Origin of the sequence: Streptomyces sp. URMC 127, assembly GCF_051386535.1 — a bacterium.
GTDB lineage: Bacteria > Actinomycetota > Actinomycetes > Streptomycetales > Streptomycetaceae > Streptomyces.
In genome coordinates this window covers 17,033-40,915 of sequence record NZ_JBPQTW010000042.1, presented here as the reverse complement: position 1 = coordinate 40,915, position 23,883 = coordinate 17,033, and the positions used below count along the sequence as shown (strand labels likewise).

Annotated in this window: 22 protein-coding genes, 1 tRNA gene and 1 pseudogene; 5 read left to right on the top strand and 19 right to left on the bottom strand. The window is 75.0% G+C overall.

The window, feature by feature from the left end:
• The 3 genes from ACSNOH_RS12710 to ACSNOH_RS12700 form a co-directional block, all read left to right on the top strand.
• On the top strand, positions 1-636 hold a 636-nt coding region (locus tag ACSNOH_RS12710), incomplete at its 5' end, for a GNAT family N-acetyltransferase (protein WP_436721374.1).
• Positions 633-1,190, top strand: coding sequence for a hypothetical protein (locus tag ACSNOH_RS12705; protein ID WP_436721373.1), 558 nt, complete (start codon positions 633-635; stop codon positions 1,188-1,190). The genes ACSNOH_RS12710 and ACSNOH_RS12705, both read left to right, overlap by 4 nt.
• Before the next feature lie 65 nt (positions 1,191-1,255).
• Entirely contained in the window at positions 1,256-1,729 is a 474-nt protein-coding gene (locus ACSNOH_RS12700; RefSeq protein ID WP_436721372.1) for a pyridoxamine 5'-phosphate oxidase family protein, read from the top strand.
• Here ACSNOH_RS12700 and ACSNOH_RS12695 read toward each other — a convergent pair.
• The 6 genes and pseudogenes from ACSNOH_RS12695 to ACSNOH_RS12670 all read right to left on the bottom strand — a co-directional run bounded on the left by ACSNOH_RS12695 (position 1,645) and on the right by ACSNOH_RS12670 (position 10,332).
• Positions 1,645-2,436 (bottom strand): sirohydrochlorin chelatase, encoded by a 792-nt coding sequence (locus ACSNOH_RS12695; protein WP_436721371.1) that lies wholly within the window; start codon positions 2,434-2,436, stop codon positions 1,645-1,647. The genes ACSNOH_RS12700 and ACSNOH_RS12695 overlap by 85 nt on opposite strands.
• Positions 2,437-2,439: 3 nt before the next feature.
• Entirely contained in the window at positions 2,440-3,894 is a 1,455-nt protein-coding gene (locus ACSNOH_RS12690; RefSeq protein WP_436721376.1) for a nitrate/nitrite transporter, read from the bottom strand.
• 108 nt (positions 3,895-4,002) lie between these two features.
• Positions 4,003-4,335 (bottom strand): annotated as a pseudogene (gene nirD / locus ACSNOH_RS12685) (nitrite reductase small subunit NirD); the annotation flags it as partial.
• A complete protein-coding gene (gene nirB / locus ACSNOH_RS12680; protein ID WP_436721370.1) occupies positions 4,332-6,920 on the bottom strand; it encodes a nitrite reductase large subunit NirB in 2,589 nt (862 codons plus the stop codon). The pseudogene nirD and the gene nirB, both read right to left, overlap by 4 nt.
• Positions 6,920-8,149: an NAD(P)/FAD-dependent oxidoreductase gene (locus ACSNOH_RS12675; protein WP_436721369.1), complete on the bottom strand. Its 1,230-nt coding sequence runs from the start codon at positions 8,147-8,149 to the stop codon at positions 6,920-6,922. Before ACSNOH_RS12675 ends, nirB begins: the two co-directional genes overlap by 1 nt.
• Positions 8,146-10,332, bottom strand: coding sequence for a molybdopterin oxidoreductase family protein (locus tag ACSNOH_RS12670; protein ID WP_436721368.1), 2,187 nt, complete (start codon positions 10,330-10,332; stop codon positions 8,146-8,148). The genes ACSNOH_RS12675 and ACSNOH_RS12670 overlap by 4 nt, the downstream gene beginning before the upstream one ends.
• Before the next feature lie 191 nt (positions 10,333-10,523).
• Between ACSNOH_RS12670 and ACSNOH_RS12665 the strand changes: the two genes are divergently transcribed.
• Complete coding sequence (locus ACSNOH_RS12665) at positions 10,524-11,651, top strand: uroporphyrinogen-III synthase (RefSeq protein WP_436721367.1); 1,128 nt, start codon at positions 10,524-10,526, stop codon at positions 11,649-11,651.
• Positions 11,652-11,705: 54 nt separating this feature from the next.
• Here the strand turns inward: ACSNOH_RS12665 and ACSNOH_RS12660 are convergent, their stop codons facing one another.
• The gene (locus ACSNOH_RS12660; RefSeq protein ID WP_436721366.1) at positions 11,706-12,056 is read right to left on the bottom strand and encodes an ArsR/SmtB family transcription factor; all 351 of its coding nucleotides are present in this window, start codon (positions 12,054-12,056) and stop codon (positions 11,706-11,708) included.
• 140 nt (positions 12,057-12,196) lie between these two features.
• Between ACSNOH_RS12660 and ACSNOH_RS12655 the strand changes: the two genes are divergently transcribed.
• Positions 12,197-13,639 (top strand): MFS transporter, encoded by a 1,443-nt coding sequence (locus ACSNOH_RS12655; protein ID WP_436721365.1) that lies wholly within the window; start codon positions 12,197-12,199, stop codon positions 13,637-13,639.
• A 108-nt stretch (positions 13,640-13,747) separates the two neighbouring features.
• Here ACSNOH_RS12655 and ACSNOH_RS12650 read toward each other — a convergent pair whose 3' ends face one another.
• From ACSNOH_RS12650 to ACSNOH_RS12595, 12 genes are all read right to left on the bottom strand, one after another.
• Entirely contained in the window at positions 13,748-14,563 is an 816-nt protein-coding gene (locus ACSNOH_RS12650) for a VOC family protein (RefSeq protein WP_436721364.1), read from the bottom strand.
• A 77-nt stretch (positions 14,564-14,640) separates the two neighbouring features.
• Positions 14,641-15,927, bottom strand: a complete 1,287-nt coding sequence (locus tag ACSNOH_RS12645) for an MFS transporter (RefSeq protein WP_436721363.1) — start codon at positions 15,925-15,927, stop codon at positions 14,641-14,643.
• A 64-nt stretch (positions 15,928-15,991) separates the two neighbouring features.
• Positions 15,992-16,654, bottom strand: a complete 663-nt coding sequence (locus ACSNOH_RS12640; RefSeq protein ID WP_436721362.1) for a class I SAM-dependent methyltransferase — start codon at positions 16,652-16,654, stop codon at positions 15,992-15,994.
• 49 nt (positions 16,655-16,703) lie between these two features.
• The gene (gene epsC, locus ACSNOH_RS12635) at positions 16,704-17,339 is read right to left on the bottom strand and encodes a serine O-acetyltransferase EpsC (RefSeq protein WP_436721361.1); all 636 of its coding nucleotides are present in this window, start codon (positions 17,337-17,339) and stop codon (positions 16,704-16,706) included.
• Entirely contained in the window at positions 17,336-17,956 is a 621-nt protein-coding gene (locus ACSNOH_RS12630; RefSeq protein WP_436721360.1) for an NADPH-dependent FMN reductase, read from the bottom strand. Before ACSNOH_RS12630 ends, epsC begins: the two co-directional genes overlap by 4 nt.
• Entirely contained in the window at positions 17,953-19,176 is a 1,224-nt protein-coding gene (locus ACSNOH_RS12625; protein WP_436721359.1) for an ATP-grasp domain-containing protein, read from the bottom strand. The genes ACSNOH_RS12630 and ACSNOH_RS12625 overlap by 4 nt, the downstream gene beginning before the upstream one ends.
• Before the next feature lie 98 nt (positions 19,177-19,274).
• Positions 19,275-20,342 (bottom strand): PLP-dependent cysteine synthase family protein, encoded by a 1,068-nt coding sequence (locus ACSNOH_RS12620; protein ID WP_436721358.1) that lies wholly within the window; start codon positions 20,340-20,342, stop codon positions 19,275-19,277.
• 465 nt (positions 20,343-20,807) lie between these two features.
• The gene (locus ACSNOH_RS12615) at positions 20,808-21,944 is read right to left on the bottom strand and encodes a transaldolase family protein (protein ID WP_436721357.1); all 1,137 of its coding nucleotides are present in this window, start codon (positions 21,942-21,944) and stop codon (positions 20,808-20,810) included.
• Positions 21,945-22,081: 137 nt separating this feature from the next.
• A tRNA-Ser gene (locus tag ACSNOH_RS12610) sits at positions 22,082-22,171 on the bottom strand.
• 113 nt (positions 22,172-22,284) lie between these two features.
• Positions 22,285-22,776: a tRNA adenosine(34) deaminase TadA gene (tadA, locus tag ACSNOH_RS12605; RefSeq protein WP_436721356.1), complete on the bottom strand. Its 492-nt coding sequence runs from the start codon at positions 22,774-22,776 to the stop codon at positions 22,285-22,287.
• A gap of 45 nt (positions 22,777-22,821) precedes the next feature.
• The gene (locus ACSNOH_RS12600; protein WP_436721375.1) at positions 22,822-23,349 is read right to left on the bottom strand and encodes a tRNA adenosine deaminase-associated protein; all 528 of its coding nucleotides are present in this window, start codon (positions 23,347-23,349) and stop codon (positions 22,822-22,824) included.
• Between the two features lie 195 nt (positions 23,350-23,544).
• On the bottom strand, positions 23,545-23,799 hold the full coding sequence (locus tag ACSNOH_RS12595; RefSeq protein WP_436721355.1) for a hypothetical protein: 255 nt from the start codon (positions 23,797-23,799) through the stop codon (positions 23,545-23,547).
• Positions 23,800-23,883 lie beyond the last annotated feature (84 nt).

Below are 23,883 nucleotides of genomic sequence, written 5' to 3'. Positions count from 1 at the left end.
CCCAAGCACCCTTCCCCCGGCTTCGCCTTCAAGCCCACCCTCACCGGCGAACTGACCACCCTGCGCCCGGTCACCGTGGACGACCTGCCCGCCCTGCTGCCCATCTTCCGGGACCAGGAGACGGCACGGCTGACCGGCAGCCACGGCGCGCCCGACGACGCCGCGCTGCGGACCTGGTACGCCACGCGCGCCGGCCGGGACGACCGGCTGGACCTCGCCGTCGTGGAGAGGGCGACCGGCGAGGTCGTCGGCGAGGCGGTCCTCAACGAGTGGGACCCCGGCAACGAGAGCTGCAGCTTCCGCATCTGCTGCGTACCCGGCGCACCCGGGCGCGGGCTGGGCACCGAGGCGACCCGGCTGATCGTCGGCTACGGCTTCGAGACCCTGGGCCTGCACCGCATCTCGCTGGAGGTGTACGCCTTCAACCCGCGCGCGCGGCGCGTCTACGAGAAGGCCGGTTTCGTGCCGGAGGGCGTGCTGCGGGGCGCGCTGCTGTGGAAGGGCGAACGGGTCGACGCCGAGGTGATGTCGATCCTCGCACCGGAGTGGTTCCGCCACCGCGGACACCCGGAGGGCCGTTCGGCCCCGGAACTCTCGCGGGCCGGCCACCGGCAGGAACAGGAAATGGCGACGTGACGCCCCACTCCCTCGCCTTCTACCTGAGCGTCGTCACCACCGGGACGGTGCTCGGCGCGAAGCCGGCGGACACCCCGGAGCGCGTCGCCGCGCTCCTGGGCCCGGACTTCGCCGAGAACTCCCTCGACGACACCGGCATGTGGCGCGACTACGGCCTCGCGGAGTTCTACTGGACCCGCTCGTCCGCCGCGGGGCCGTGGGAGGGGCACCACTTCTCCCTGCAGGTGCACCGGCTCGCGCACGGCGGGACCGGGAAGCTGGTCGGCGAAGCCGTACGGGACCGGTACGGCCGGTTCGGCCGGAGGCTGCGCTTCGAGAAGCTGCGGCGGCTGCTGGAACGGCGCGGCACGGCGCTGCTGGAGGTCCCGGACCCCTGGAACGGGCCGCACTACCGCCTGTACTGGCAGCCGGAGTCGCAGGTGGCGGTCAGCGTCGTCGGCGAGCGCGAGGAGTACCTGACGCCGCGGAACCTGCAGCCGGGCGACGTCTGCCGCATCAGCGCCCCGATGACCCCGGAAGAGGTGGCACGGCACCGGTCCCACGGACGGGGGTGACGGGCGGCGGCCCGGGGCCGTTCGGCCCCTGGCGCGGCCGCGGGCCGGGCGCCTGTACTGGAGGCGTGAGCGACACCACCGCACCGCCCCGCCGCCGCATCGAGCTGACCCGCACCGAGTCCCTCCGGCTTCTGCGCACCGTCTCCCTGGGCCGCGTCGTCTTCACCCGGCGCGCCCTGCCGGCCATCCGCCCGGTCAACCACGTCGTGGACGGCGGCCACATCGTCATCCGCACCCACGAGGGCGCCGCCCTGGCCGGTCTGGCGGCGACCGCGCACCCGCCCGGCGGGCCCGTCCGCCGCGTCGTCGTCGCGTACGAGGCCGATTCCATCGACCCCGTCACGCACCTCGGCTGGAGCGTCGTCGTCACCGGCTACTGCGCGCCGGTCACCGACCCGCGCGAACTGGCCCGCTACGCCACGCTCCTGACCCCCTGGTGGGACGAGCGGATGGACTACGCGGTACGGATCCGGCCGTCGCTCGTGACGGGCGTCCGGCTCGTCCCCGGGTGCCCGCACCCGCCCGCGGCGGCCTGCTGATACCGGCGCAGGACCAGCCGTGCGACGGCGTCGTGCGGCCCGAGCGGGCGGGAGACGAGCACGTGGTTCACTCCCCTCCGTACGGACCTCCGTACGGACTCGCTGAAGTGCCCCGGGGCGGTCAGGTACGTGGCGACGGACGCGTTCTCCCGCGCGCCGTCGCGCAGCGCCGCCACCGCCTCGGCGGGGCGCGGCCCGCGGCCCGACACGTATGACGGCACAACCCTCACTCCCATCCGCAGGGCGAGCAGCCGTGCCATGCGCTCGGTGTCCGCCCGGGCCGCGGGGTCCGAGGAGCCCGCGGCGGCGAGGACGACGGGCCCCGCCGACCCGGGCTCGCGCCCCGCCTCGGCCAGCCGGTCCGCGAGGGCCTCCGCGAGCAGCGGGTGGGGCCCCAGCGCGGGCGCGGTCCGGCACCGGAGCCGGGGCGCCGCGGACGCCACCGCCGCCGGGACGTCGGCGCGGATGTGGTGCCCGGTCCCGAGCAGCAGCGGTACGAGCACCGCTTCCCCGCGCAGCCCGGCCAGGACCTCCTCCAGGGAGGGCGCCACCAGTCCGAGGTAGCCGACGCGTACGCCGAGCTCCGGACGCAAGCTCCGCACCCGCCCGGCCAGCGCCTCGGTCACGGCGATCCCGGCGGGGCTGCGGGTGCCGTGCGCGACCAGGACCAGGAAGGGACGCCGCCCCGCCGCCGGGATCACCGCCACCGTCTACACCCCCGCCGCGCGGCCGCTGCCGGGCCGCAGGTAGACCGCCCACGTCAGGACGGCGCACACGGCGTACGCGGCGAGGAAGGCCAGGTAGGCCGCGTTGCCGTTGTGCGAGCCGAGGAAGGACTGGCGGAAGGCCAGGTTGACCAGGACGCCGCCGAAGGCGCCCACCGCGCCCGCGACGCCGATCAGGGCCGAGGCGCGGCGCCGGGAGGCCTCCTCGGCGGCGGCCGGGTCCGCGCCGTGCACCTCCACCGCGGTCCGCGCCTGGGCCCGGAAGATCGCCGGGATCATCTTGTACGTCGAGCCGTTGCCGATGCCGCTGAAGACGAACAGGGCCACGAACCCGGTGAGGAACAGCGGCAGCGAGCCCTGCCGGGACGCGGCCAGGACGGTCACCGCGCCCGCCGCCATGGCCCCGTAGTTCACCAGCGTCACCCGGGCCCCGCCCCAGCGGTCGGCCAGCATCCCGCCGACGGGGCGGACGAGCGAGCCGAGCAGCGGGCCGAGGAAGGTGAGGCCCGCGGCCTTGACCGGGGTGCCGAAGTCGCCCTGGAACTGCACCTGCAGCACCTGCCCGAAGGCGAAGCCGAAGCCGATGAAGGAGCCGAAGGTGCCGATGTAGAGCACCGACATCACCCAGGTGTGCGGCTCGCGGCAGATCTCGCGCAGGGCGCCCGCCCCGTCGCCCCGCACGGACGTCAGGTTGTCCATGCGCAGGGCGGCGGCGAGGGCCGCCAGCGCGATCAGCGGGATGTAGAGCAGCGGCAGCAGGCGCGGCGCGCCGCTGCCGGCGGTGGCCAGGACGAGCAGGCCGAGGAGCTGGACGGCGGGGACGCCGAGGTTGCCGCCGCCGGCGTTGATGCCGAGGGCCCGGCCCTTGAGGCGCTGGGGGTAGAAGGCGTTGATGTTGGCCATGGAGGAGGCGAAGTTGCCGCCGCCGACGCCGGCGACGCACGCGACGGCGAGCAGGGTCCCGTAGGAGACGCCGGGTTCGAGGACGACACCGGCCAGGACGGTCGGGACGAGCAGCAGGAGGGCGCTGATCACCGTCCAGTTCCGGCCGCCGAACGCCGTGACGGCGACGGTGTACGGCAGGCGCAGCACCGCGCCGAGGGCCGTCGGCAGTGCGGTGAGCAGGAACTTCCCGGCCGGGTCGATGCCGTACTCGGGGCCGAGGAAGAGGACGAGGACGGACCACAGGCTCCAGACGGAGAAGCCGATGTGCTCGGAGAGGACGGAGTAGACGAGGTTGCGGCGGGCGATGCGGGAGCCGGTCTCCTTCCAGAACACGGGGTCCTCGGGCCGCCAGTCGTCGATGTCGCGGCCGCGGGCCGGGGGCGACGGCGGAGCGGGGCCCTCAGCGGCCGCCGGGGCCACCGGGCCCGCCGCGGCCGCCGGGGCCGCCGCGCGCGCGGCCTCAGGAGCCCCGGGAGCCGCCGGAGCCGCCGACATCCCCGAAGCCACCGTGGCCGCCGCGGCCGCCGGTACGCCAGCCCCCGCCGCCACCGCGGACGCCGCGGACGCCGCCACCGCGGACGCCACGGCCCCCACTCCCTCGCCCCGTCGCACCGGCCACACCCGTACCGCCGCCTCGCTGCCGTCCGGCGCCACGGGCTCGTCCAGGCAGGCGCCCGTCCGCAGGCAGAACGCCTGCTTGTACATGGGCGAGGCCACCACGGGCGCGCCGTCGCGGCTGCCGAGGATGCCGCGCGAGAGGACGTACGCCCCGCTGAACGGGTCGCGGTTGCCGACGGCGTACACCTCGCCGGCGCGGTCGCGGAAGACGGCCACCTGCTCGTCGCCGACGAGCACCGCGACCCCGCGCCCGGGGACGAGCCCGTCCCAGTCGCAGACGGGCTGCCAGCCCGTTCCGTCGTGGATCTCCACGGTCATCCTGCACGCACCTCCAGCTGAGCGCCGGCGATCAGCGGCGCGGTGAGCGGCTGCCCGTCCTCGTGCGGCAGGGCAGGGCGGATCTGGTCCCGTTCGGGGACGAAGCGGACGGTCGGGTCGGGGGTGCCGGGCGCGTTCGCGAAGGAGACGAAGCGGCGCAGCCGGACGGGGTCGGCGAGGGTGGCGGCCCACTCGTCCTCGTAGGTCGCGATGTGGCGGGCCATGAGCGCGTCGAGGTCGGCGCAGATGCCGAGGGAGTCGTCCATGACGACGGCGCGCAGGTGGTCGAGGCCGCCGTCGAGCCGTTCGAGCCAGGGGGCGGTGCGCTCCAGGCGGTCGGCGGTGCGGATGTAGAACATCAGGAAGCGGTCGATGGTGCGGATGAGCGTGGGGCGGTCGAGGTCGGAGGCGAGCAGGTCGGCGTGGCGCGGGGTCATGCCGCCGTTGCCGCCGACGTAGAGGTTCCAGCCGGCGGAGGTGGCGATGACGCCGAAGTCCTTGCTCTGCGCCTCGGCGCACTCGCGGGCGCAGCCGGAGACGGCCGACTTGAGCTTGTGGGGAGCGCGCAGGCCGCGGTAGCGCAGCTCCAGTTCGACGGCCAGGGCGACGGAGTCCTGGACGCCGTAGCGGCACCAGGTCTCCCCCACGCACGACTTCACGGTGCGCAGGGCCTTTCCGTAGGCGTGGCCGGACTCGAAGCCGGCGTCGACGAGCCGCCGCCAGATGTGCGGGAGCGCGTCGACGGTGGCGCCGAAGAGGTCGATGCGCTGCCCGCCGGTGATCTTGGTGTAGAGGCCGTAGTCGCGGGCGATCTCGCCGATGGTGATGAGGCCGTCGGGGGTGATCTCGCCGCCGGGGACGCGCGGGACGACGGAGTAGGAGCCGTTGCGCTGGAGGTTGGCGAGGAAGTGGTCGTTGGTGTCCTGGAGGGCGGCCTGTTCGCCGTCGAGGATGTGGCCGTTGCCGAGGCTCGCGAGGATGGAGCCGACGACGGGCTTGCAGACGTCGCAGCCCTCCGCGCCCCGGCCCGTGCCGTGTTCGTCGACGAGGCGGGCGAAGCTGTCGATGCCCTTGACGCGGATGATCTCGTAGAGCTCGGCGCGGGTGTGCTCGAAGTGCTCGCACAGGCCGCGGGCGGTCTCGACGCCGGCGGCGGCGAGCTCCTCGGTGACGAGCGTGCCGAGCAGCTTCACGCAGCTGCCGCAGCCCGAGCCGGCCCGGGTGCACTGCTTGACCTCGGGGACGGTCGTGCAGCCCTTGTCGCTGACCGCCGCCCTGACCTGCCCCTTGGTGACGTGGTGGCACGAGCACACGACCGCCTCGTCGGGCAGGGCCACCGGCCCGGCGGGCGCCCCGGCGGAGGCGGGCAGCACCAGCTGCTCGGGCGGGGCGGGCAGCGGCGTGCCGCTGAGCGCGAGGGGCCGCAGGATCCCGTACGCCTCGGTGTCGCCGACGAGGACGCCGCCGAGCAGGGCGCCGTCCGCGCCGATCACCAGCTTCTTGTAGACGCCGTCGCGGCTGTTGGAGTACGTGACGTCGAGGGCGCCTTCGGCGGCGCCGTGCGCGTCGCCGAAGCTCGCGACGTCCACGCCGAGGAGCTTGAGCTTGGTGGAGGTGTCGGCGCCGGTGAAGGAGCCGCCGCCCGCCGAGAGGGCCCGCGCTGCGGTCTCGGCCATGGCGTAGCCGGGCGCGACCAGCCCGTAGACGCGGCCGTCGGCGGCGAGCGCGCACTCGCCGATGGCGAGGACGGCGGGGTCGGCCGTACGGCACTGCTCGTCGACGACGATGCCGCCGCGCTCGCCGACGGGGAGGCCACAGGCGCGGGCCAGTTCGTCGCGCGGGCGCACCCCGGCCGCGAAGATCACCAGGTCGGCGGCGATCCGCCCGCCGCCGGAGAGGGCGAGGGCCCGCGCGGCGCCGTCCTCGCCGGTCTCGACGCTCTGCGCCCCGGCCCCGGTGTGGACGGTGACGCCCAGCTCCTCGATCCTGCGGCGCAGGACCGCGCCGCCGCCGTCGTCCACCTGAAGGGCCATCAGGCGGGGCGCGAACTCGACGACGTGCGTCTCGACGCCCATGGCCTTCAGCGCGCCCGCGGCCTCCAGGCCGAGCAGCCCGCCGCCGATGACCGCGCCCGCGCCGGCCGTGGCGGCGGCGTCGCGGATGGCCTCCAGGTCCTCGATGGTGCGGTAGACGTGGCAGCCGGGGGCGTCGTGGCCGGGGACGGGCGGCACGAAGGGGTACGAGCCGGTGGCCAGGACCAGCACGTCGTAGGGCAGTTCGCGGCCCGAGGCGGTGGTGACGGTGCGGGCCTCGCGGTCGACGGCCGTGGCGCGGTCGCCGAGGTGCAGCTCGATGCCGTACTTCTCCAGGAAGCCGTCCGGGCAGAGGGAGAGCTCCTCGGCGGAGGTGCCGGAGAACCAGGAGGTGAGGTGGACGCGGTCGTAGGCGGGGCGGGGCTCCTCGGCGAGGACGGTGACCTGCCACGCCGCGCCGGGCCCGGCCGGGTCCTGCTCGAAGAGCGCTTCCAGGAAGCGTTGTCCGACCATGCCGTGGCCGACGAGAACCAGGCGTCGTGCAGCCGTCATCAGGAGGCTCCTTGCGAGGTCAGCAGGTGGAAGGGGTCGGCGGGCACGGGTTCGTCCCGTTCGTAGGCGCGGGCGAGGGCGCCGACCGTCGCCAGGTCGCCGAGGAGGATGGCCCCGGCGATCCGGTCGCCGCGCAGGACGAGCTTCTTGTACGCGCCGCGGGTGGCATCCGCGATGCGGAGCACGTCGACGCGCTGCGCACCGGCGTCCTCCTCGTCGGCGGCCGGGTCGCCGAACGCCGCGTACTCCAGGGGCCCGGCCGACAGCCGGGCGTACGGGCGCGAGCCCGCGTAGACGGCGTCCGGCGCGGCGCCGGACAGGCGCGCGGCCAGCACGTCCGCCTGCTCCCAGGCGGCGCCGGCCGTGCCGTGCGTACGGCCCCGGTGCTCGGCGCAGTCGCCGATCGCGTACACGCCGGGGGCGCAGGAGAGGCAGTCGTCGACCAGGACGCCGGTGCGGACGGGGAGGCCGGCGGCGCGGGCGAGGGCGGTGCGGGGGCGCACGCCGCAGGCGGCGACGACGAGGCCGGCGTCGAGCGTCCGCCCGTCGGAGAGGGCGACGCGGCCGTCCGCGTCGACCGCCCGGACGGTGCTCCCCGTGCGCGTCTCCACGCCCAGGGCGGCCAGGCCCCGGCGCAGGAGCTCGCCCGCGGCGCCGTCCAGGGCGCGTTCGACGAGGTGGGGGGCCTGGTGGACGATCGTCACCCGCAGTCCGCGGGACGCCAGCGCACGGGCCACGCTCACGCCGAGGACGCCGCCGCCGATCACCACGGCCCGGTGGGCGCGGGCCGCGGCGGCCGCCAGCCCCTCGCAGTCGTGGGCGGTCCGCACCACGTGCACCACGCCCGGCCGGAGCGCACCGGCGACCGGCTCCCGGACGGGGGCCCGGCCCGCCGCGGCACCTTCCGGAACCACCGGCCCCGCGCCCGTGGCCAGGACCAGCTCGTCGTACGGGACCTGCGTGCCGTCCGCGAGGTGCAGCGTGTGCGCGACGACGTCGAGCGCCGTCACCTCGCAGCCGGTCCGCAGCTGTGCCTCCCCGGCCGGGAGCGTGAGGTCGTCCGCGGTGTAGCGGCCGGTGAGGACGTCGGCGAGGAGCACCCGGTTGTACGGGGCGCGCGGCTCGGCACCGTACAGCGTCACCTCGGCGTCCCCGCCGAGGGCCTGGAAGCGCTCGGCGAAGCGGGCCGCGGCCATCCCGGCGCCGACGACGGCGATGCGGCGGGTCATGCCGCCACCTCCGTGGCGGGAGCGGGGTCTGCACCCGGACCGGGGTCTGCACCGGGACCGGCCCCCGTGGCGGGAGCCGACCCCGCCTTCTCCACCCGCACCGCGCACACCTTGAACTCCGGCATGCGCGAGACCGGGTCGAGGGCCGGGTTGGTGAGGGTGTTGGCGCGCCCGTCGCCGCCCCAGTGGAAGGGCATGAAGACGGTGTCCGGGCGGATGGTGTCGGTGACGCGGGCGGGGGCGACGGCCCGCCCGCGCCGGCTGGTGACCGCCAGCGGCTCGCCCTCCGCGACGCCGAGGCGGCGGGCGAGGACGGGGTGCAGCTCCACGAACGGGCCGGGCGCGGAGCGGTTGAGCTCCTCGACGCGCCGCGTCTGGGCGCCGCTCTGGTACTGGCCGACGACGCGGCCCGTCGTCAGGTAGAGCGGGTACTCGCCGTCGGGGCCGTCGGGCTCCTCCGCGGCGGGCCGGTGCGTCACGGCGGCGAACCGGGCCCGCCCGTCGGGGGTGGCGAAGCGGTCCAGGAAGAGGCGGGGCGTGCCGGGGTGGCCGGGCTCCGGGCAGGGCCAGAAGACGCCGTCCTCGGCGCGGATGCGGTCGTAGCTGATGCCCGCGTAGTCCGCCTGGCCGCCGGCCGAGGCGCGCCGCAGCTCCTCGAAGACCTCCTCGGGGTCCTCGGGGAACCCCTCGGGCACGCCGAGGCGGGCGGCGAGCCCGTGCAGGACGGAGAGGTCGCTGCGCACGCCCGGCGGGGCGTCGACGGCCTTGCGGCGCAGGATGACGCGGCCTTCGAGGTTCGTGGTGGTGCCGGTCTCCTCCGCCCACTGCGTGACCGGCAGGACCACGTCGGCGAGGGAGGCCGTCTCGGAGAGGACGACGTCGCCGACGGCGAGGAAGTCCAGCGCCCGGATCCGTTGGGTGACGTGGGCGGCGCGGGGCGCGGAGACGGCCGGGTTGGAGCCCATGAGCAGGAGCGCGCGGACGCCGCCGGGGGTGCCGAGCGAGTCGAGCAGTTCGTAGGCGCTGCGGCCGGGGCCGGGCAGGCCGTGGGGGTCGACACCCCAGACGGCGGCGACGTGGCGGCGGGCCGCGGGGTCGGTGATCGAGCGGTAGCCGGGCAGCTGGTCGGCCTTCTGGCCGTGCTCGCGGCCGCCCTGGCCGTTGCCCTGGCCGGTCAGGCAGCCGTAGCCGGAACCGGGACGGCCCGCCTTGCCGGCCGCCAGGCACAGGTTGATCCACGCGCTGACGGTGTCCGTGCCCTTGCTCTGCTGCTCGGGCCCGCGCGCGGTCAGCACCATGCCGCGCGGCGCCTCCCCGAACATCGCGGCCGCCTCGGCCAGTTGCGCCACCGGCACGCCCGTCAGCCGCTCCACGCGCTGCGGCCAGTGCGCCATCGCGGCGGCGCGGGCCTGCGCGAAGCCCGTCGTGCGGCGGGCGATGAACTCCCGGTCGGCCCGGCCGTCGGCGATCAGCAGGTGCAGCAGCCCGAGCGCGAGGGCGAGGTCGCTGCCGGGCAGGGGCTGCAGGTGCAGGTCGGCCTGCTCGGCGGTGCGCGTGCGCCGCGGGTCGACGACGATCAGCCGGCCGCCGTTCTCGCGCAGTTCGCGGAAGTAGCGCAGCGCCGGGGGCATCGTCTCGGCCGGGTTGGCGCCGACCAGGATCACGCAGTCCGTACGGGCGATGTCCTCCAGCGGGAACGGCAGCCCGCGGTCGATGCCGAACGCGCGGCGGTGCGCGGCCGCGGCGGAGGACATGCAGAAGCGGCCGTTGTAGTCGATGTGCGGCGTGCGCAGCACGACGCGCGCGAACTTGCCGAGCAGGTAGGCCTTCTCGTTGGTGAGCCCGCCGCCGCCGAAGACGCCGACGGCGTCGTCGCCGTGGCGGCGCCGCGCCGCCGTCAGGCCCGCGGCCGCGCGGTCGAGGGCCTCCTCCCAGGAGGCGGGGCGCAGGGGCGCGTCACGGGCGTCGCGGACGAGGGGTCCGGTGAGCCGCACCCCGGGGCGCAGCACGGCGGCGGCCGTGCGCCCCTTGCCGCACAGGGCGCCCCTGTTGACGGGGAAGGCGGGGCGCTCCAGGACCTCGGCGGGCTCGGACCCGGCGCCGGGACGGAGCCGCATGCCGCACTGCAGGGCGCAGTACGGGCAGTGGGTGTCGGTGGCGGTGCCGGAGCCGGAGGTCGTCATGGCACCGAGGTTCACTCCGTGTCGTTACGGGGTGAGGTCGGCGATGTTGCCCGCGCGGTACAAGCTGTTCACACGGCCGGGCGGGCGGTGCAGGCCCGACGACATCTGCCGTAACGTGCCGGAAGCTTTCCCTAACGCTTGTGTGACGGGGGCGCAACCGGCCCGAAACCCCGCCGACGGACCATGCGCGCATGGGAACGACCAGCGCTGACACAGGACCGCTCACCGGCTTCGTCGTCGGGGTGACCGCGGACCGGCGGCGCGACGAGCTCACGGCACTGCTCCGGCGCAGGGGCGCCCGGGTGACCGAGGCGCCCACGATGCGGATCCTCCCGCTCGACGACGACGTGGCGCTGCGGCGCGCCACCGAGCGCTGCCTCGCCGCCCCGCTGGACTACGTCGTCGCCACCACGGGCGTGGGCTGGCGGGGCTGGATGAGCGCCGCCGAGGGCTGGGGGCACGGCGCGGAGCTCGCCGCGGCCTGCCGGGGCGCGCAGGTGCTCAGCCGCGGGCCCAAGGCGACGGGCGCGGTGCGCGCCAGCGGCCTGGCGGAGGCGTACTCGCCCGGCTCGGAAGCCACCGGCGCGCTCCTGACCTGGCTCCTCGCCCGCGACCTCACCGGCCGCCGGATCGCCGTCCAGGAGCACGGCGCGCCCCTGGACGGCTTCTCCGACGCGCTGCGCGAGCGCGGCGCGGAGGTCATCGACGTGCCGGTCTACCGGTGGACGCCGCCGGCGGACACCGACGCCGTACGGCGCCTGGTCGAGCAGACCGTACGGCGCGAGGTCCACGCCCTCACCTTCACCAGCGCCCCGGCCATCGTCTTCTTCCTGGAGGCCGCGCACGCGGCCGGCCTGTACCCCGAACTCCTCGCGGCGCTGCGCGGCGACGTCCTGCCCGTCTGCGTCGGCCCGCTGTGCGCACGCCCCCTGGAGGACGCCGGCGTCTCGTCGGTGTGGCCGGAGCGCGGCCGCCTCGGCGCCCTCGTCCGCACCCTCACGGACACCCTCCCGGCCCGCGACCGCCGCGTGCTGCGCTCGGGGCCCCGCCCTCTCGTCCTCCAGGGCAGCGCCCTCCTCGCCGGCGAGGAAGCCGTCTGGCTGCCCCCGGTCCCGGCCGCGGTCCTGCGCGCCCTGGCCGCCCGCCCGGGCTGGGTCCTGAGCCGGACCGACCTGCTCCAGCGGGTGTGGGCCGGCGCCCGCGCGGACGAGCACGCCGTGGAAGCGGCGGTGGGCCGGCTGCGCGGCGCGCTGGGCGCGTACGCGGGACTGGTCCGGACGGTGCCGAAGCGGGGGTACCGGCTGGTGGTGGACGACTGATCCCGGATCAGCCGCCCGGCCCCGCTCCGGCGGTCGTACCGGCGGTCCGGGGTCTCAGCCCGCGTCCTGCGGCTGCAGGACGAGCGTCAGCAGCCCGGGGAACCGCTCCTCGAACTCGGCCCGGCGCAGCCGGTTGATCCGCTTGGCGCCCGCGTCGCGCTGCTCGATGAGCCCGGCGGAGCGCAGCACCGCGAAGTGATGACTCAGCGCGGCCTTGCGAACCGGCACGTCGAAGCTGCCGCAGGTGCGCTCCCAGTCCTCGCTTGCGGCCAACTCCCGTACGAGCGCGAGCCGTACGGGATCGGCGAGCGCCGCCAGCGCGGTCTCCAGCGGCACGTCCCGGGGATGGACGTGCTCCGGTGGCGTGCGGTGCGGCGCCGGAGCCGCGACGTTTCCCTTGGTCATAACGGCCTTCCTGACGAGCGATTGCAAAGTGTTCGACGATCTGCGTACAGTCTACGTGTTCGCCTCGCATCGAACAGTCTATTCGCGTCGTGCGCCCCTCACCCTCCCCGCACCCTTCCGACCGACCCTTAGGAATAGGCATGTCCCAGAGTGAACCCAGTACTGCGAAAAGGAAGCTGTCGCTGCTCGCGGCCTGCCTCGGGTTCGTCGTCGTCATCCTCGATGTCAGCGTGGTCAACGTCGCCACCGACGCGCTGAGCAAGGACTTCGGCGGCAGCCTCTCCGGGCTGGAGTGGGTGATCAACGGCTACACCCTCACCTTCGCCGCGTTCCTGCTGTCCACCGGATCGCTGGGGGACCGCTTCGACCCGAAGCGGATCTACCAGGTGGGATTCGCGCTCTTCGCCGTCGCGTCGTTCGCCTGCGGCGCCTCCACCACGCTCGTCGCGCTGATCGTCTCCCGCGTGGTCCAGGGCCTGGGCGCGGCGATGATCGTCCCGTCCTCGCTGTCGATCGTGAACAAGTCGTTCCCCGATGCCGGCGAGCGCGCCAAGGCCGTCAGCCTGTGGGCCGCGGCGGGCGGTCTCGCCCTCGCCCTCGGCCCGGTCGTCGGCGGCGTCCTCATCGACCAGCTCGGCTGGCGCTCGATCTTCTTCGTGAACGTCCCGATCGCCGTCGTCGGCATCTGGCTCACCCAGGCCAACGCCCCGGCCGGCGTCCGCCCCGCCGATGCCCCGCGCCGCTCCTTCGACCTGCTCGGCCAGGTGCTCGCCGTGGTCGCGCTCGGCACCTTCACCGCCGCCATCATCGAGGCCAACGGCCGCGGCTGGGGCTCGGCGTTCGTCATCGGCAGCCTCGTCGTCTTCGCCGTCGCGACGATCGCCTTCATCGCCGCCGAGAAGCGCAGCAGCGACCCGATGCTGCCGCTGCACCTCTTCGGCCGCAAGGCGTTCACCTCGACCTCGCTGATCGGCGTCCTCGTCAACTTCGCCTTCTACGGTCTGATCTTCGTCTTCAGCCTGTTCTTCCAGTCCGTCTGGGGCTACTCGCCGATCGTCGCCGGCCTCGCGTTCCTCCCGATGACCGCCGCGATCATGACCGCCAACCTGTCCTGCGGCCCGCTCGCCAAGCGCTACGGCGCCCGCGCCGTGCTCATCACCGGCAGTTCCCTCGCCGCCCTGGGCTACCTCGGCACCCTCCCGGCCGTGCACTCCGGCTCGTACTTCGCCATCATCGGCCAGTTCCTGGTGGCGGGCTTCGGCATCGGCCTGGTCGTCCCGGCCATGACGAACGCCATGCTCGGCGCGGTCGACTCCGGCAACGTCGGCATCGCCTCCGGCGTCCTCAACGCCTCGCGCCAGCTGGGCGGCCTCATCGGAGTCGCGATCATGGGCCTGATCGTGGGCGACGCGAAGTCGGACACCTTCACCTCCGGACTGCAGACGGCCCTGGGATGGGCCGTGGCCGCACTGGTGGCGTGCGCGCTGCTGAGCGCCTTCGGCATCCACCGCGCCGCGAAGGCCACGGCCGCCGCCCCCGCCGCTGCCCCGGCGGGCGCTAAGGCCGCCGTCCCGGTGAAGTAGCCCCCCGGCCACGCCCTGCCCCGCCTCCCGGACGGGCCGGATCGCGGAAAGCCCGCAGCCCGCACAGCTGCGTCCCGCGCATTCCGGCCCGTCCGGCGGCGACCCGCCTCACGCCGCGTCCGTCAGCCCCGGCATCTTCCCCGTCGTCGCGCTCAGGTCGATGACGGCGAACGCCGCCCCCTGGGGGTCGGTCAGGGCCGCGAAGCGGCCGAAGGGGCTGTCCATCGGGCCGAACTCGAGCGCGCCGCCGCGCTCCACCGCCTTGGCGACCGCCGCGTCGCAGTCGCCGACCGCGAAGAAGACCTGGATGTGCGGCGGGACCTCCGGAGGGAACTCCTCGCCCATCACCATGCGGCCGAGCACCGCGTCGCCGCCGAGCGTGAAGAGCTTGAAGTCGATCTCCTCCTCGTCGGTGTCCGCGTCGCCCTCGATGCGCTGGACGCCGTACGGGAAGACGGCCGGGAAGAAGGCGTCGGCCGCGCCCGGCTCGCGGGTGAAGATCTCGGCCCAGCAGTACGCGCCGGCCTCGCCGCGCTTGCCGAAGCCCTCGTGGGTGCCGGCCTGCCAGACGCCGAAGGCGACGCCCGAGGGGTCACGGGCCAGGACCATCGTGCCGAAGTCGCCGACGGTCATCGGGTCCATCAGCACCTCCCCGCCGCTCGCCCGGATCTTCACCGCGGTGGCGGCCGCGTCGGGCGAGGCGAGGTAGAGGCACCAGGCGGACTGACCCTCCTGGCCCGGCATGGGCGGCACCACGGCGGCGACGGGCTTCCCGTCCGCGTACGCCTCCGTGTAGTCGCCGAACTCCGACGCGCTCTCGCCGAAGGTCCATCCCAGGACGTGACCGTAGAAGTCCTTGGCCGCCTCGACGTCCGTGAACATCGCGTCGGCCCAGCACGGCATGCCCTCTGCTTGCGCGGCCATGGCTCCGGCTCCTTCCGGGCGGTGCGGGCCCTCCCGGGCGGTGAGGCCCTCACGCTCCTTGAGTCCCCGTAGCCACGCTAGTCACCCGCGACCGCCCCCGCACGGGGAGCGCGCAGGGCCACCAGCCCCACGACGGCCGCCGCGGCCACCGCCAGCAGCCCGCACGCCAGGATCCCCGCGCGCGCCCCGTAGTGCTGGACCGCCCAGCCCACCAGCGGCCCGCCGACCGGCGTCCCGCCCGTGTAGACGAGCATGTACAGGCCCATCACGCGGCCCCGCATCGACGGATCGGTGTTCAGCTGCACCAGCGCGTTGGCCGTCGTCGCAAACGTCACGCTCAGCAGCCCCACCAGCACCATGAGCACGCCGAACCACCAGACACCCGGTGCCGCCGCCGTCAGCATCTCCAGCACGCCGAAGGCCGCCGCCGTGCCCACCATCACCACCGCGCTGCCGCTCCGCCGCCGCGCCGACAGCAGCGCCCCCGCCAGGGCCCCCACCCCGACCGCCGTCGTCAGGAAGCCGAACTCCTTCGCGCCGCCGTCGAAGACGGTGTACGCGAAGCCCGACAGGATGGTGGGGAAGTTGAAGCCGAAGGTGCAGACGAACCCGACGAGGACGATCGGCAAGATGAGCTTCGGATGTTCCCGCACGTGCCGCAGACCCGCCCTGACCTGGCCCTTCTGCCGCGGCGCGGGCGTCGTCGGGCGCAGCTCGCAGGTGCGTACGGCCAGGAGGGAGGCGATCACCGCGAGGTAGGAGACGGCGTTGAGCGCGAACGCCCAGCCGCTGCCGATCACGACGATCAGCGGGCCCGCGACGGCCGGGCCCAGCAGGCGGGCGCTCTGGAAGTTGACGGCACCCAGGCTGACCGCGTTGGCGACGCGCTCGGGGCCGACCATCTCCGGCACGAACGTCTGGATCGCCGGGTTGGCGAACACGTTCATGAGGCCGAGAAGGAACGCGAAGACGTACACGTGGGCCACGGTGACGGCGCCGGTCAGCGTGAGGACGGACAGGGCGGCCGCGAACAGGCCCATCGCGCCCTGCGTGGCGAGCAGGATCCGGCGCTTGGAATACCGGTCGGCCGCGACGCCGCCGAACAGGCCGAACAGCAGCACCGGCAGGAACTGCAGCGCCGTGGTGACGCCCACCGCGAACGTGCTGCCGGTGAGGTGGAAGACCAGCCAGTCCTGGGCGACGAACTGCATCCACGTGCCGGAGTTCGAGACGAACTGGCCGAAGAAGAAGTAGCGGTAGTTGCGCACGGCGAGCGACGCGAACATGCGGCTGCCCGGCTTCGCGGGCGCGGGGACGGGGGCGGGGCCCGCCGCGGCGGGACCCCTCGGGGACGGAGCGGTCATCGGTACCAAACCCTTGACGGTGGTGCGGTGGGTGTCTTTCCGGCGTACGGCGTACGCGCGCGGCTCACTCCTCGCGGCGCGCCAGCACCAGGAGGTAGGCGAGCCCCGGCAGCTCCCTGCGCACGGTGCGGACGGCGGTCACGGCGAACCCGGCGCCGGCCAGCAGTTCCCTCGCCTCCCGCTCGGTGAACCAGCGCGACAGGCGGCCGTCCTCGGCGCGGTTGAGGACGCCCTCGGCGAGCTCCTCGGCCGTGGTGAACAGGCTGACGGCCAGCAGCCCGCCGGGGCGCAGCCGCCGCCGCACGTTCGCGAGGTACGGCGCGTAGCCGGCGGGGTCCTGGTGGTGGAGGACGCCGTTGTCGACGGCCGCGTCGAAGGTGCGGCCGCCGGTCATGTCCGCGAAGTTGCCGGTCTCGAAGGACACCGCGGCGCCGTGGCGGCGGGCTATGCCGTCCCAGTCGGGGAGCCGCACGAGGTCGACCGCGGTGACGCGGTGGCCCGCGGCCAGCAGGAGCTCGGTGTCGCGGCCGCGGCCCGCGCCGATGTCGATGACGGTGCTGCCGGCCGCCAGCTCCGTGCAGAGCAGGGGCACCAGCTCGCGCATGGCGGGTTCCTCGCTCCAGGAGTCGGCGCCGTCCTCGTAGCGCCGGACGAAGGCCTCGCGGAGGACTTCGCGGTACGGGCCGGCGGCGCCGGCCGCGCCGTTGTGCTGGTTCGTCGTGGTCACAGGCCGCTTCTCTTCACTCTTCGTCACAGGCCGCTTCTCTCCCTCTTCGTCACAGGCCGCTTCTCTTCCTCTTCGTTTCCGTGCCGCCGGCCCGGGTCAGGACCGGCCGGCCCTTCGGCTGGATCTCGCTCGGAGGGGCGCCCACCCGGCTCCCGGCCGGCACGTCCGTCGTCACCAGGGCGTGCGCGCCGATGAGGCTGTCGTCGCCGATGCGGACCGGGCCGAGGACGGAGGCGCCCGCCCCCACCACGACCCGGTCGCCGAGGGTGGGGTGCCGCCGCTCGCCGGGCAGCCTGCGGCGGTCCCGCCACCAGCCGACGGCGCCGAGGGTGACCTGGTGGTAGAGGGTGACGTCGTCGCCGATCACGGCGTCCTCGCCGATGACGACGGCCGCGGCGTGGTCGATGAACAGCCGCCGCCCCACGCGGGCGCCCGGGTGGATGTCGACGCCGCCGGACAGGAAGCGGCCGGCGAGCGACAGCACGCGGGCCGTGACCCGGTGGCCCCGCGCGTGCAGCCTGCTCGCGGGCCGGTGCAGCCACAGGGCGGGCAGGAAGGGCGCCAGGAGCGCCTCGGCCCGGGTGCGGACGGCGGGGTCGCGGTCGGCCACCACGTTCAGGTCCTCGCGCAGGCGGTGCACGAGGCCCGCGCGGGGCGGGCGGCCCGTACGGAAGGCGATGCTCAAGCCGCCACCTCCGCCCGGTCCTCCAGGGACCCGGCCCGCGCGGGGCGCATGGCGCGCGTGAACACCGCGAGCTGGCCGGCCAGTTCCGCGCACCGGGCGTGCACGGGACCCGTTTCGTCCAGCGTCCGCTGCCCGACCCCGCTCGTGAGATTCCCCGAGAAGTCCGCGGACACCGTGCTGACCTGCATCGGCACCGCCCACCCGCCGAGCGCCTTCACCACCTGCCGCAGTTGCTCGCAGGCTCCGGCCGACCCGCGCGGGCCGCCGGCGTGCGACACCAGGGCCACGGCCTTGCCCGCGAAGGCGTCGCTCGGCAGCAGGTCGACGGCGCTCTTGAGCAGCCCCGAGTACCCCGAGTGGTAGACGGGCGTGCCCAGGACGAGCGCGTCGCTCGCCCGTACCGCGGCGATGAACTCCCGTGCCCGCGCGTCGGGGTGGGGTTCGGTACTCCAGTAGTGGTCGGGGTGGCCGGGCGGCAGGCCGAGCTCGGCGAGGTCCGCCAGGAGGGTCTCGGAGCCGTGCCGCTCCAGCAGGCCGGCGACGTGGGCGACCAGCGCCCGCGTGCGGGACCCGCGGCTCGGGCTCCCGGCGACGCACAGCGTACGGAAACGCGTCACGAGGCACCCTCCACGCCGTCCGCACTGCCCGGGCCGCCCTCGACCGTCACCCGCACGAGGCCGTGCGCCTCCTCGGCCGCCTTCCGCGCCTCGGCCGCCGTGCCGGCCGTCGTGATGAGGAAGCCGAGCCGGTCGAAGTTGTCACGGGCCGGGCGCACCGCCTGCCCGGGGCGCGCCTGCAGCATCACCTCGGCCGTCCCGGGGGCGCCGCGCGCCGCCTCCGCGTCGATGCCGGCGAGCACGCCGGGCGCCGGGGCGGTGATCGCCCGGATGCAGCCTGCGCCGCGCGCCGGGGAGGGCGACGGACTGCCGCCCAGGGCGAGTTCGATGACGTCGTGGTAGATGTTCCGGCCCAGCACGTAGTTGATCATCGTGGGGACGTAGCCGCCGATGAGCCGGCCGTTGATCTCGATGATCTGCGGGCCGTCCGGCCCGAGGACCACCTCGGTGTGGGTGTGCGCGCGCCGGATGCCGGCGGCGGCGAGCGCGTCGGCGACCACGCGCACGACGGCCTCGTGCACGTCGTCGTCCAGCTCGGCGGGGAAGCAGCCGCCCAGCTCGACGGGGTGCGGCGCGGGGGCGAGCATGCGGTCCACGCAGCCGTACGGGGTGCTCGTGCCGTCGACGGTCACCATCTCGCAGCTGACGACCGGGCCCGGCACGTACGTCTCCAGCAGGACCACGCCGCTGCCGGAGACCCCGCGCCCGTACGCGCGCTCGCCGCAGACGGCCGCCGCCAGCCGGGCCGTCTCCGCGGCGTCGTGCGCGACGCCGACGTGGAGGGAGCCGAAGCCGTCGGCCGGCTTGACCACGACGGGGTAGCCGAGCTCCCCGGCCGCGGCCACGGCCTCCTCGGGGCTCACGGCCCGCCGGAACGCGGGCTGCGGGACGCCCGCGGCCGCCAGGAGCTCGCGCACGGCGTGCTTGTCGCGCAGCCGCCGCATCACCGCCGCCCTCTCGAAGGGCAGGCCGAGCGCCCCGGCGACCTCGGCCGTGGCGGGCAGGTGGCCCTCGCTGAGGGCGAGCATGCCGTGCACCGGGTGCTTGCGGTGCAGCGTGCAGATCACGTCGAGCAGGCCGCCGGGGTCGGTGGTGGGCACCCCGGTCAGCAGCCGGTGCGGCGTGCGCAGGGCCTCCTCGCCGCCCTCGGCGGCCAGGTAGGGGTCGAGGGAGTGCGCCACGAAGGTCACTTCGTGGCCGAGCGCACGGGCCTCGGTCACGATCTTGAATCCAGCCGTCGGAGTCGTCTCGACGAGAACCAGGTGGGAAGGGCGGGAGGAACGGGAGGAACGCTGCGGATCCCCCGGCTTCGTCGTCGTCATCGGCCGAGCCGCTCCCACTCCTCCGGCGTCCCGGCGTCGGGGAAGACGGTGACGACCGTCGCCGACGGCGGCAGCGCGGCGGCCGTCTCCTTGGCCGCGATCCAGTTGGCGGCGGCCGAGCTGCCGACGCGGAGGCCGGTGAGGTCGCGGAACTCCCCCATGGCGGCGAAGGCGCGCGGGTAGGAGACGGTGCGCTGCTCGGTCTCGTCGTCGTGCAGCGTCACGAACGGCTGCCTGATGCCGTACCCCATGCCGCCCGAACCGGCGTATTTCCGCTTCCCGTTGGGCGGCTGCTCGCTGCCGTAGGGCAGCTCGGCGGGCGTGACGCCGATCGCCCGTACGGCGGGGAAGCGGGCGCGCAGGGCGCGCAGCACGCCGACCAGCGTGCCGCCGGTGCCGATCGAGGCCACCCACGCGTCGGGGACGCGGCCGCCGAGCTGCTCGACGAGCTCGGCGCCGGTGGTGCGTTCCTGCAGGAGCACGTTGGCGGGGTTGCGGTGCTGGTAGAGCAGGGTCCACTCGGGTTCCGCCGCCGCGATGCGGAGGGCCTCGCGGACGACTTCGAGGAAGCCGCGCTCCTTGTCGACCAGGTCGACGCGGGCGCCGCGCCCGGCGAGGGTCGCGAGGAGGCTCGGGGGGCTCGCCGAGGAGAGGACGAAGCGGGAGCGGATGCCCAGGCCTGCGCAGAGCTGCGAGAGGGCGTTCGCGAGGCTGCCGCCGGAGTACTCCAGGACGCGGAGCTCGCCGAGCGGACGGTCGCCGTGGCGCTGCAAGGCGCTGCCGAGCAGGGCGTGGGCGACGCGGTCCTTGATGGATCCGGCGGGGTTCTCCCACTCGCACTTGGCGAGCACGGTGGCGCCGCCGGGAGGGCCGGGCACCTCGATGAGGGACGTGCCGCCGAGCTCCTGGCCGAACTTCGCGTAGAAGGGATGCCGTTCGCCGACGGCCGCGGTGTCCACGGCGGCCCGGGCCGGGTCCAGATCGCCGGGTGGGTAGGGCGCTTCGAGTGGCTCGTGGCGGGCGGCGGGGAGAGGGGAATACGCGTTGTTTCCGGCCTGATGCACCGACAGCCTCCCTGAGCGGTTTACGCGTTCACATGCACGTTCACAGGCAGCGCGATCACCCTAGGTGCCGGAATGGTCACATCAGCGGGTGATGTGACGTCCCTCACCTCCCCATACGGAAGATGACTTATTACTTCCTCCGGGAAAGCCGGGTCGGGGCAGGTAGGAAGGGGAATCGGACGGACAACCTCCGCTATATGGCAGGCAGTTGGAAAGTGCTGCTACGTCATGCCGCCGCTTCCCCGGCCGTACATTCCGGCCAGCGCTGCCGTATTGCGATGTTTACGCCACGGGTAAGGGGGTCTGGTCCCCCCGATCCGGCCGACGAAATCCGGCCGCCCGAACGCCCGACGCCCGGCCCCGCCGAAACACCCCGCCGCCACGGCGGAAGAAACCGGCCGGACCCGGCAGCGCCGCGCCCCTGCCCGCCCCGCCCCGAAGAACGGGCCCGGCCCGGTCGGCGCGCTAGCGGGCGCTGACCGCCGTCAGCAGCGCCTGCCAGCGGGCCGCGCGGGCGCGGGCCGCGCCCGTGGCCAGGTCGCGGGTCGTCCGGGCGTAGGCCGCGCCGAGGATTTCCAGGGAGTCCAGGACGCGCGCCGCGGCCCGGCCCCGGCCGGTGACGGCGTCGCCGCGCGGGTTGCCGCGCTCGGCGACGGCCTCCAGCGTCGCGGGGCTCAGCGTCGTGATCGCGCCGCGGACGACGAGCTCGTCCACGTAGCGGGTCCCGGGCCGGCCCGGGGCCCGCACCGCGGTGTCCGTCCAGCGCACCCGGTGCGGCCGCGCCCCGAGCGCGGCGAGCTCGCGCCACTCCGGCCCGGCCAGCAGCTGCTCGTGGCAGTGGAAGACCAGCCGCGCGGAGGCGAGCGCCGCCTCGCCGCGCATCATCCGGGCCGCCTCGGACGCGGAGCGCCGCAGCCGCTCGTCGAACGCGGCGTCCACGGGCGCGAGCGGCACCGAGACGACGGCCCGCACGGCGGAGAGGTCGCGGCCCGCACGGTGGGCCCGGCGCAGGCCGTCCAGCCACGCGCCGGCCGCCTCGCCGTAGTGCGCGGGCGACACCACGGGGCCGATGTCGACGCCGGCGCCCTCGGCCAGGCAGTCCGCGGCCGCGGCGAGCCCCTCGGGCCCGGCGGGCAGGCCGACCAGGGCGTTGGGCCGGTCGACGGCCCGCCACAGGCGCAGCGCGGTGGCCGTGTCGGCGACGGGGCCGACCTCCAGGGTGACGTGGCCGTCCCGGCCGCCGGTCCGCTCGTGGACGGGCAGCAGCACGTCGCACGCGCGCCGCCCCTCCGCGGCGAGCAGCGCCTCGGCCGCCGGCCCGGCCTCGCACACGGGCCGCGCAGCACCGGGAACGCCGGAAGGCCACGCGCCGCGGGCGCGCCGGACCAGGGACCGGGTGAGGGGCTCGGGCCCCAGGGCCAGCCCGTTGATCAGCCCGTCGTCCACGAGCCGGGCCAGCCGGCGCGGGTTGGGCTCCTGCCACTCGGCACCGTCCAGCCAGCGCGACACGCCCTGGTCCGCCAGCAGGCTGATGATGCCCGCGCCGCACACCTCGTCACTCCCCTTGCACAGTCCGCGCGAGCGCCCCGCCGCTCGACGCACGCCGCGGCATCTTCGGCGGAAATGCCGTACGAGTCAAGGAAGCTGACGGTGCGTCGCATGATGTCACCGCGCGGCGGAGAGGTCCGGGCATGCAGAACGCCCCTCCGTCCGCGTTTCCACGGGCGAAGGGGCGTCGCTGGCGGTAGCGGTGGGATTTGAACCCACGGTGGAGTTGCCCCCACACACGCTTTCGAGGCGTGCTCCTTAGGCCGCTCGGACACGCTACCGAGAGAGAGCTTAGCGGACGGTGGGCCGTGCTCTGAAATCGATACCGGGGCGGACCGGTGTGACCCTCGTCATCAAGGCGCCGCGAGGCCGCCGGACGGGCGCCCCGGGGCGCTCACCGGGAGCGGAAGAATTCCGTGAGGAGCGCGGCGCACTCCCCGGCGAGGACGCCGTGGATCACTTCGGGGCGGTGGTTGAGCCGGCGGTCGCGGAGGACGTCCCAGAGGGAGCCGGCCGCTCCGGCCTTCTCGTCGACGGCGCCGTAGACGACGCGGTCGACGCGGGAGAGGACGATCGCGCCCGCACACATCGTGCACGGCTCCAGCGTCACGACGAGCGTGCAGCCCGCGAGGCGCCACTCGCCGACGGCCCGCGCGGCCTCGCGCAGGGCGAGGACCTCGGCGTGGCCGGTCGGGTCGCCGGTGGCCTCGCGCTCGTTGCGGCCGCGGCCGATGACGGAGCCGTCCGGGCCCAGCACGACGGCGCCGACCGGCACGTCGCCGGTGGCGGGGGCCCGTACGGCCTCGTCGAGGGCGGCCCGCATGGGGGCGAGCCACGGGGTGCGTACGGGGTCGTGGCCGGTGGGCTCGCGGACGGCTTCGTTCATGGCACCAGTGTGGGCGAACCCGCCCCGGGGCCCCGGGGCGGGGCGTCAGCGCACGGCCTCCAGGACGTCCGTGCAGCCGAGGACGTCGGCGATCTCGCTGAGGGCGTCCCCCTCCAGGGCGAGCAGCTCCTTCTCGCCCACGCCCAGGTCGGAGAGGATCCCGGCGTCGCCGAGCGGGCCGGCCGGCCGCGGCTCGGCGTCGCCCGCCTCCTCGGCCTCGTCCTCCACGGGCTCGGGCTCGCCGTCCTCGGTGCCGTCGAGATCGAGGTCGTCGAGGTCGTCGGCGCCGGTGTCGTCGCGGCCGATCAGCTCGTCCACGAGCATGGCGCCGTAGGAGCTGCGGCCCGCGACGACGGCGTTGGAGACGAAGACGCGCGGGTCGTCCTCACCGTCGACGCGCACGACGCCGAACCAGGCGCCCTCCTGCTCGATCAGGGCCAGGACCGTGTCGTCGTCCACCGCGGCCTCACGGGCCAGGTCGGCGAGGTCGGCCAGGGTTTCCACGTTGTCGAGTTCTGTGTCGCTCGCTTCCCATCCGTCGTCGGTGCGCGCGAGCAGTGCGGCGAAGTACACCGTGACTCTCCCACTGGTCATAGGCGGTGCCGGGCCGGACGGGGACCACCCCGCCCACTCGGAATCGTGGCAGAAACCTCGCCGTTGCGAGAGGTCTTCCGCGCTGCGTCGTGCAGCAGTCCGAAGAGATGTGCCTCACGTGGCGCCGCCGGACCCGCCGTCCGGGCGGCGCGGCGCCGGCCGGTCGGCCGGAGATCACCAGCGGAAGGTCCGCATCCGCATCTGCTGGCGCATCCGGGCCGCCCGGGCCCGGCGCGGCTGCACGCGGTCCCGGAGCTCCTTCGCCTCGTTCAGCTCGCGCAGGAACTGCGCGCGTCTGCGGCGGCGGTCCGCCTCTTCCTCCGTCTCGGGGCCGCTCGTGTCGGACTTCGTGTCGGACTTCGTGTCGGACCTCGGGTCGGACTTCGTGTCGGGCGTCGTGTCGGGATTCTCGGGGGCGTCTTCAGCCATGGCAGGACCACCTCGTGCCGAGTGCTTCGCCGGCCACACCCGGTGCGACAGACCGGGCGTACGTGCCCACTTTCCCCCTAAGTG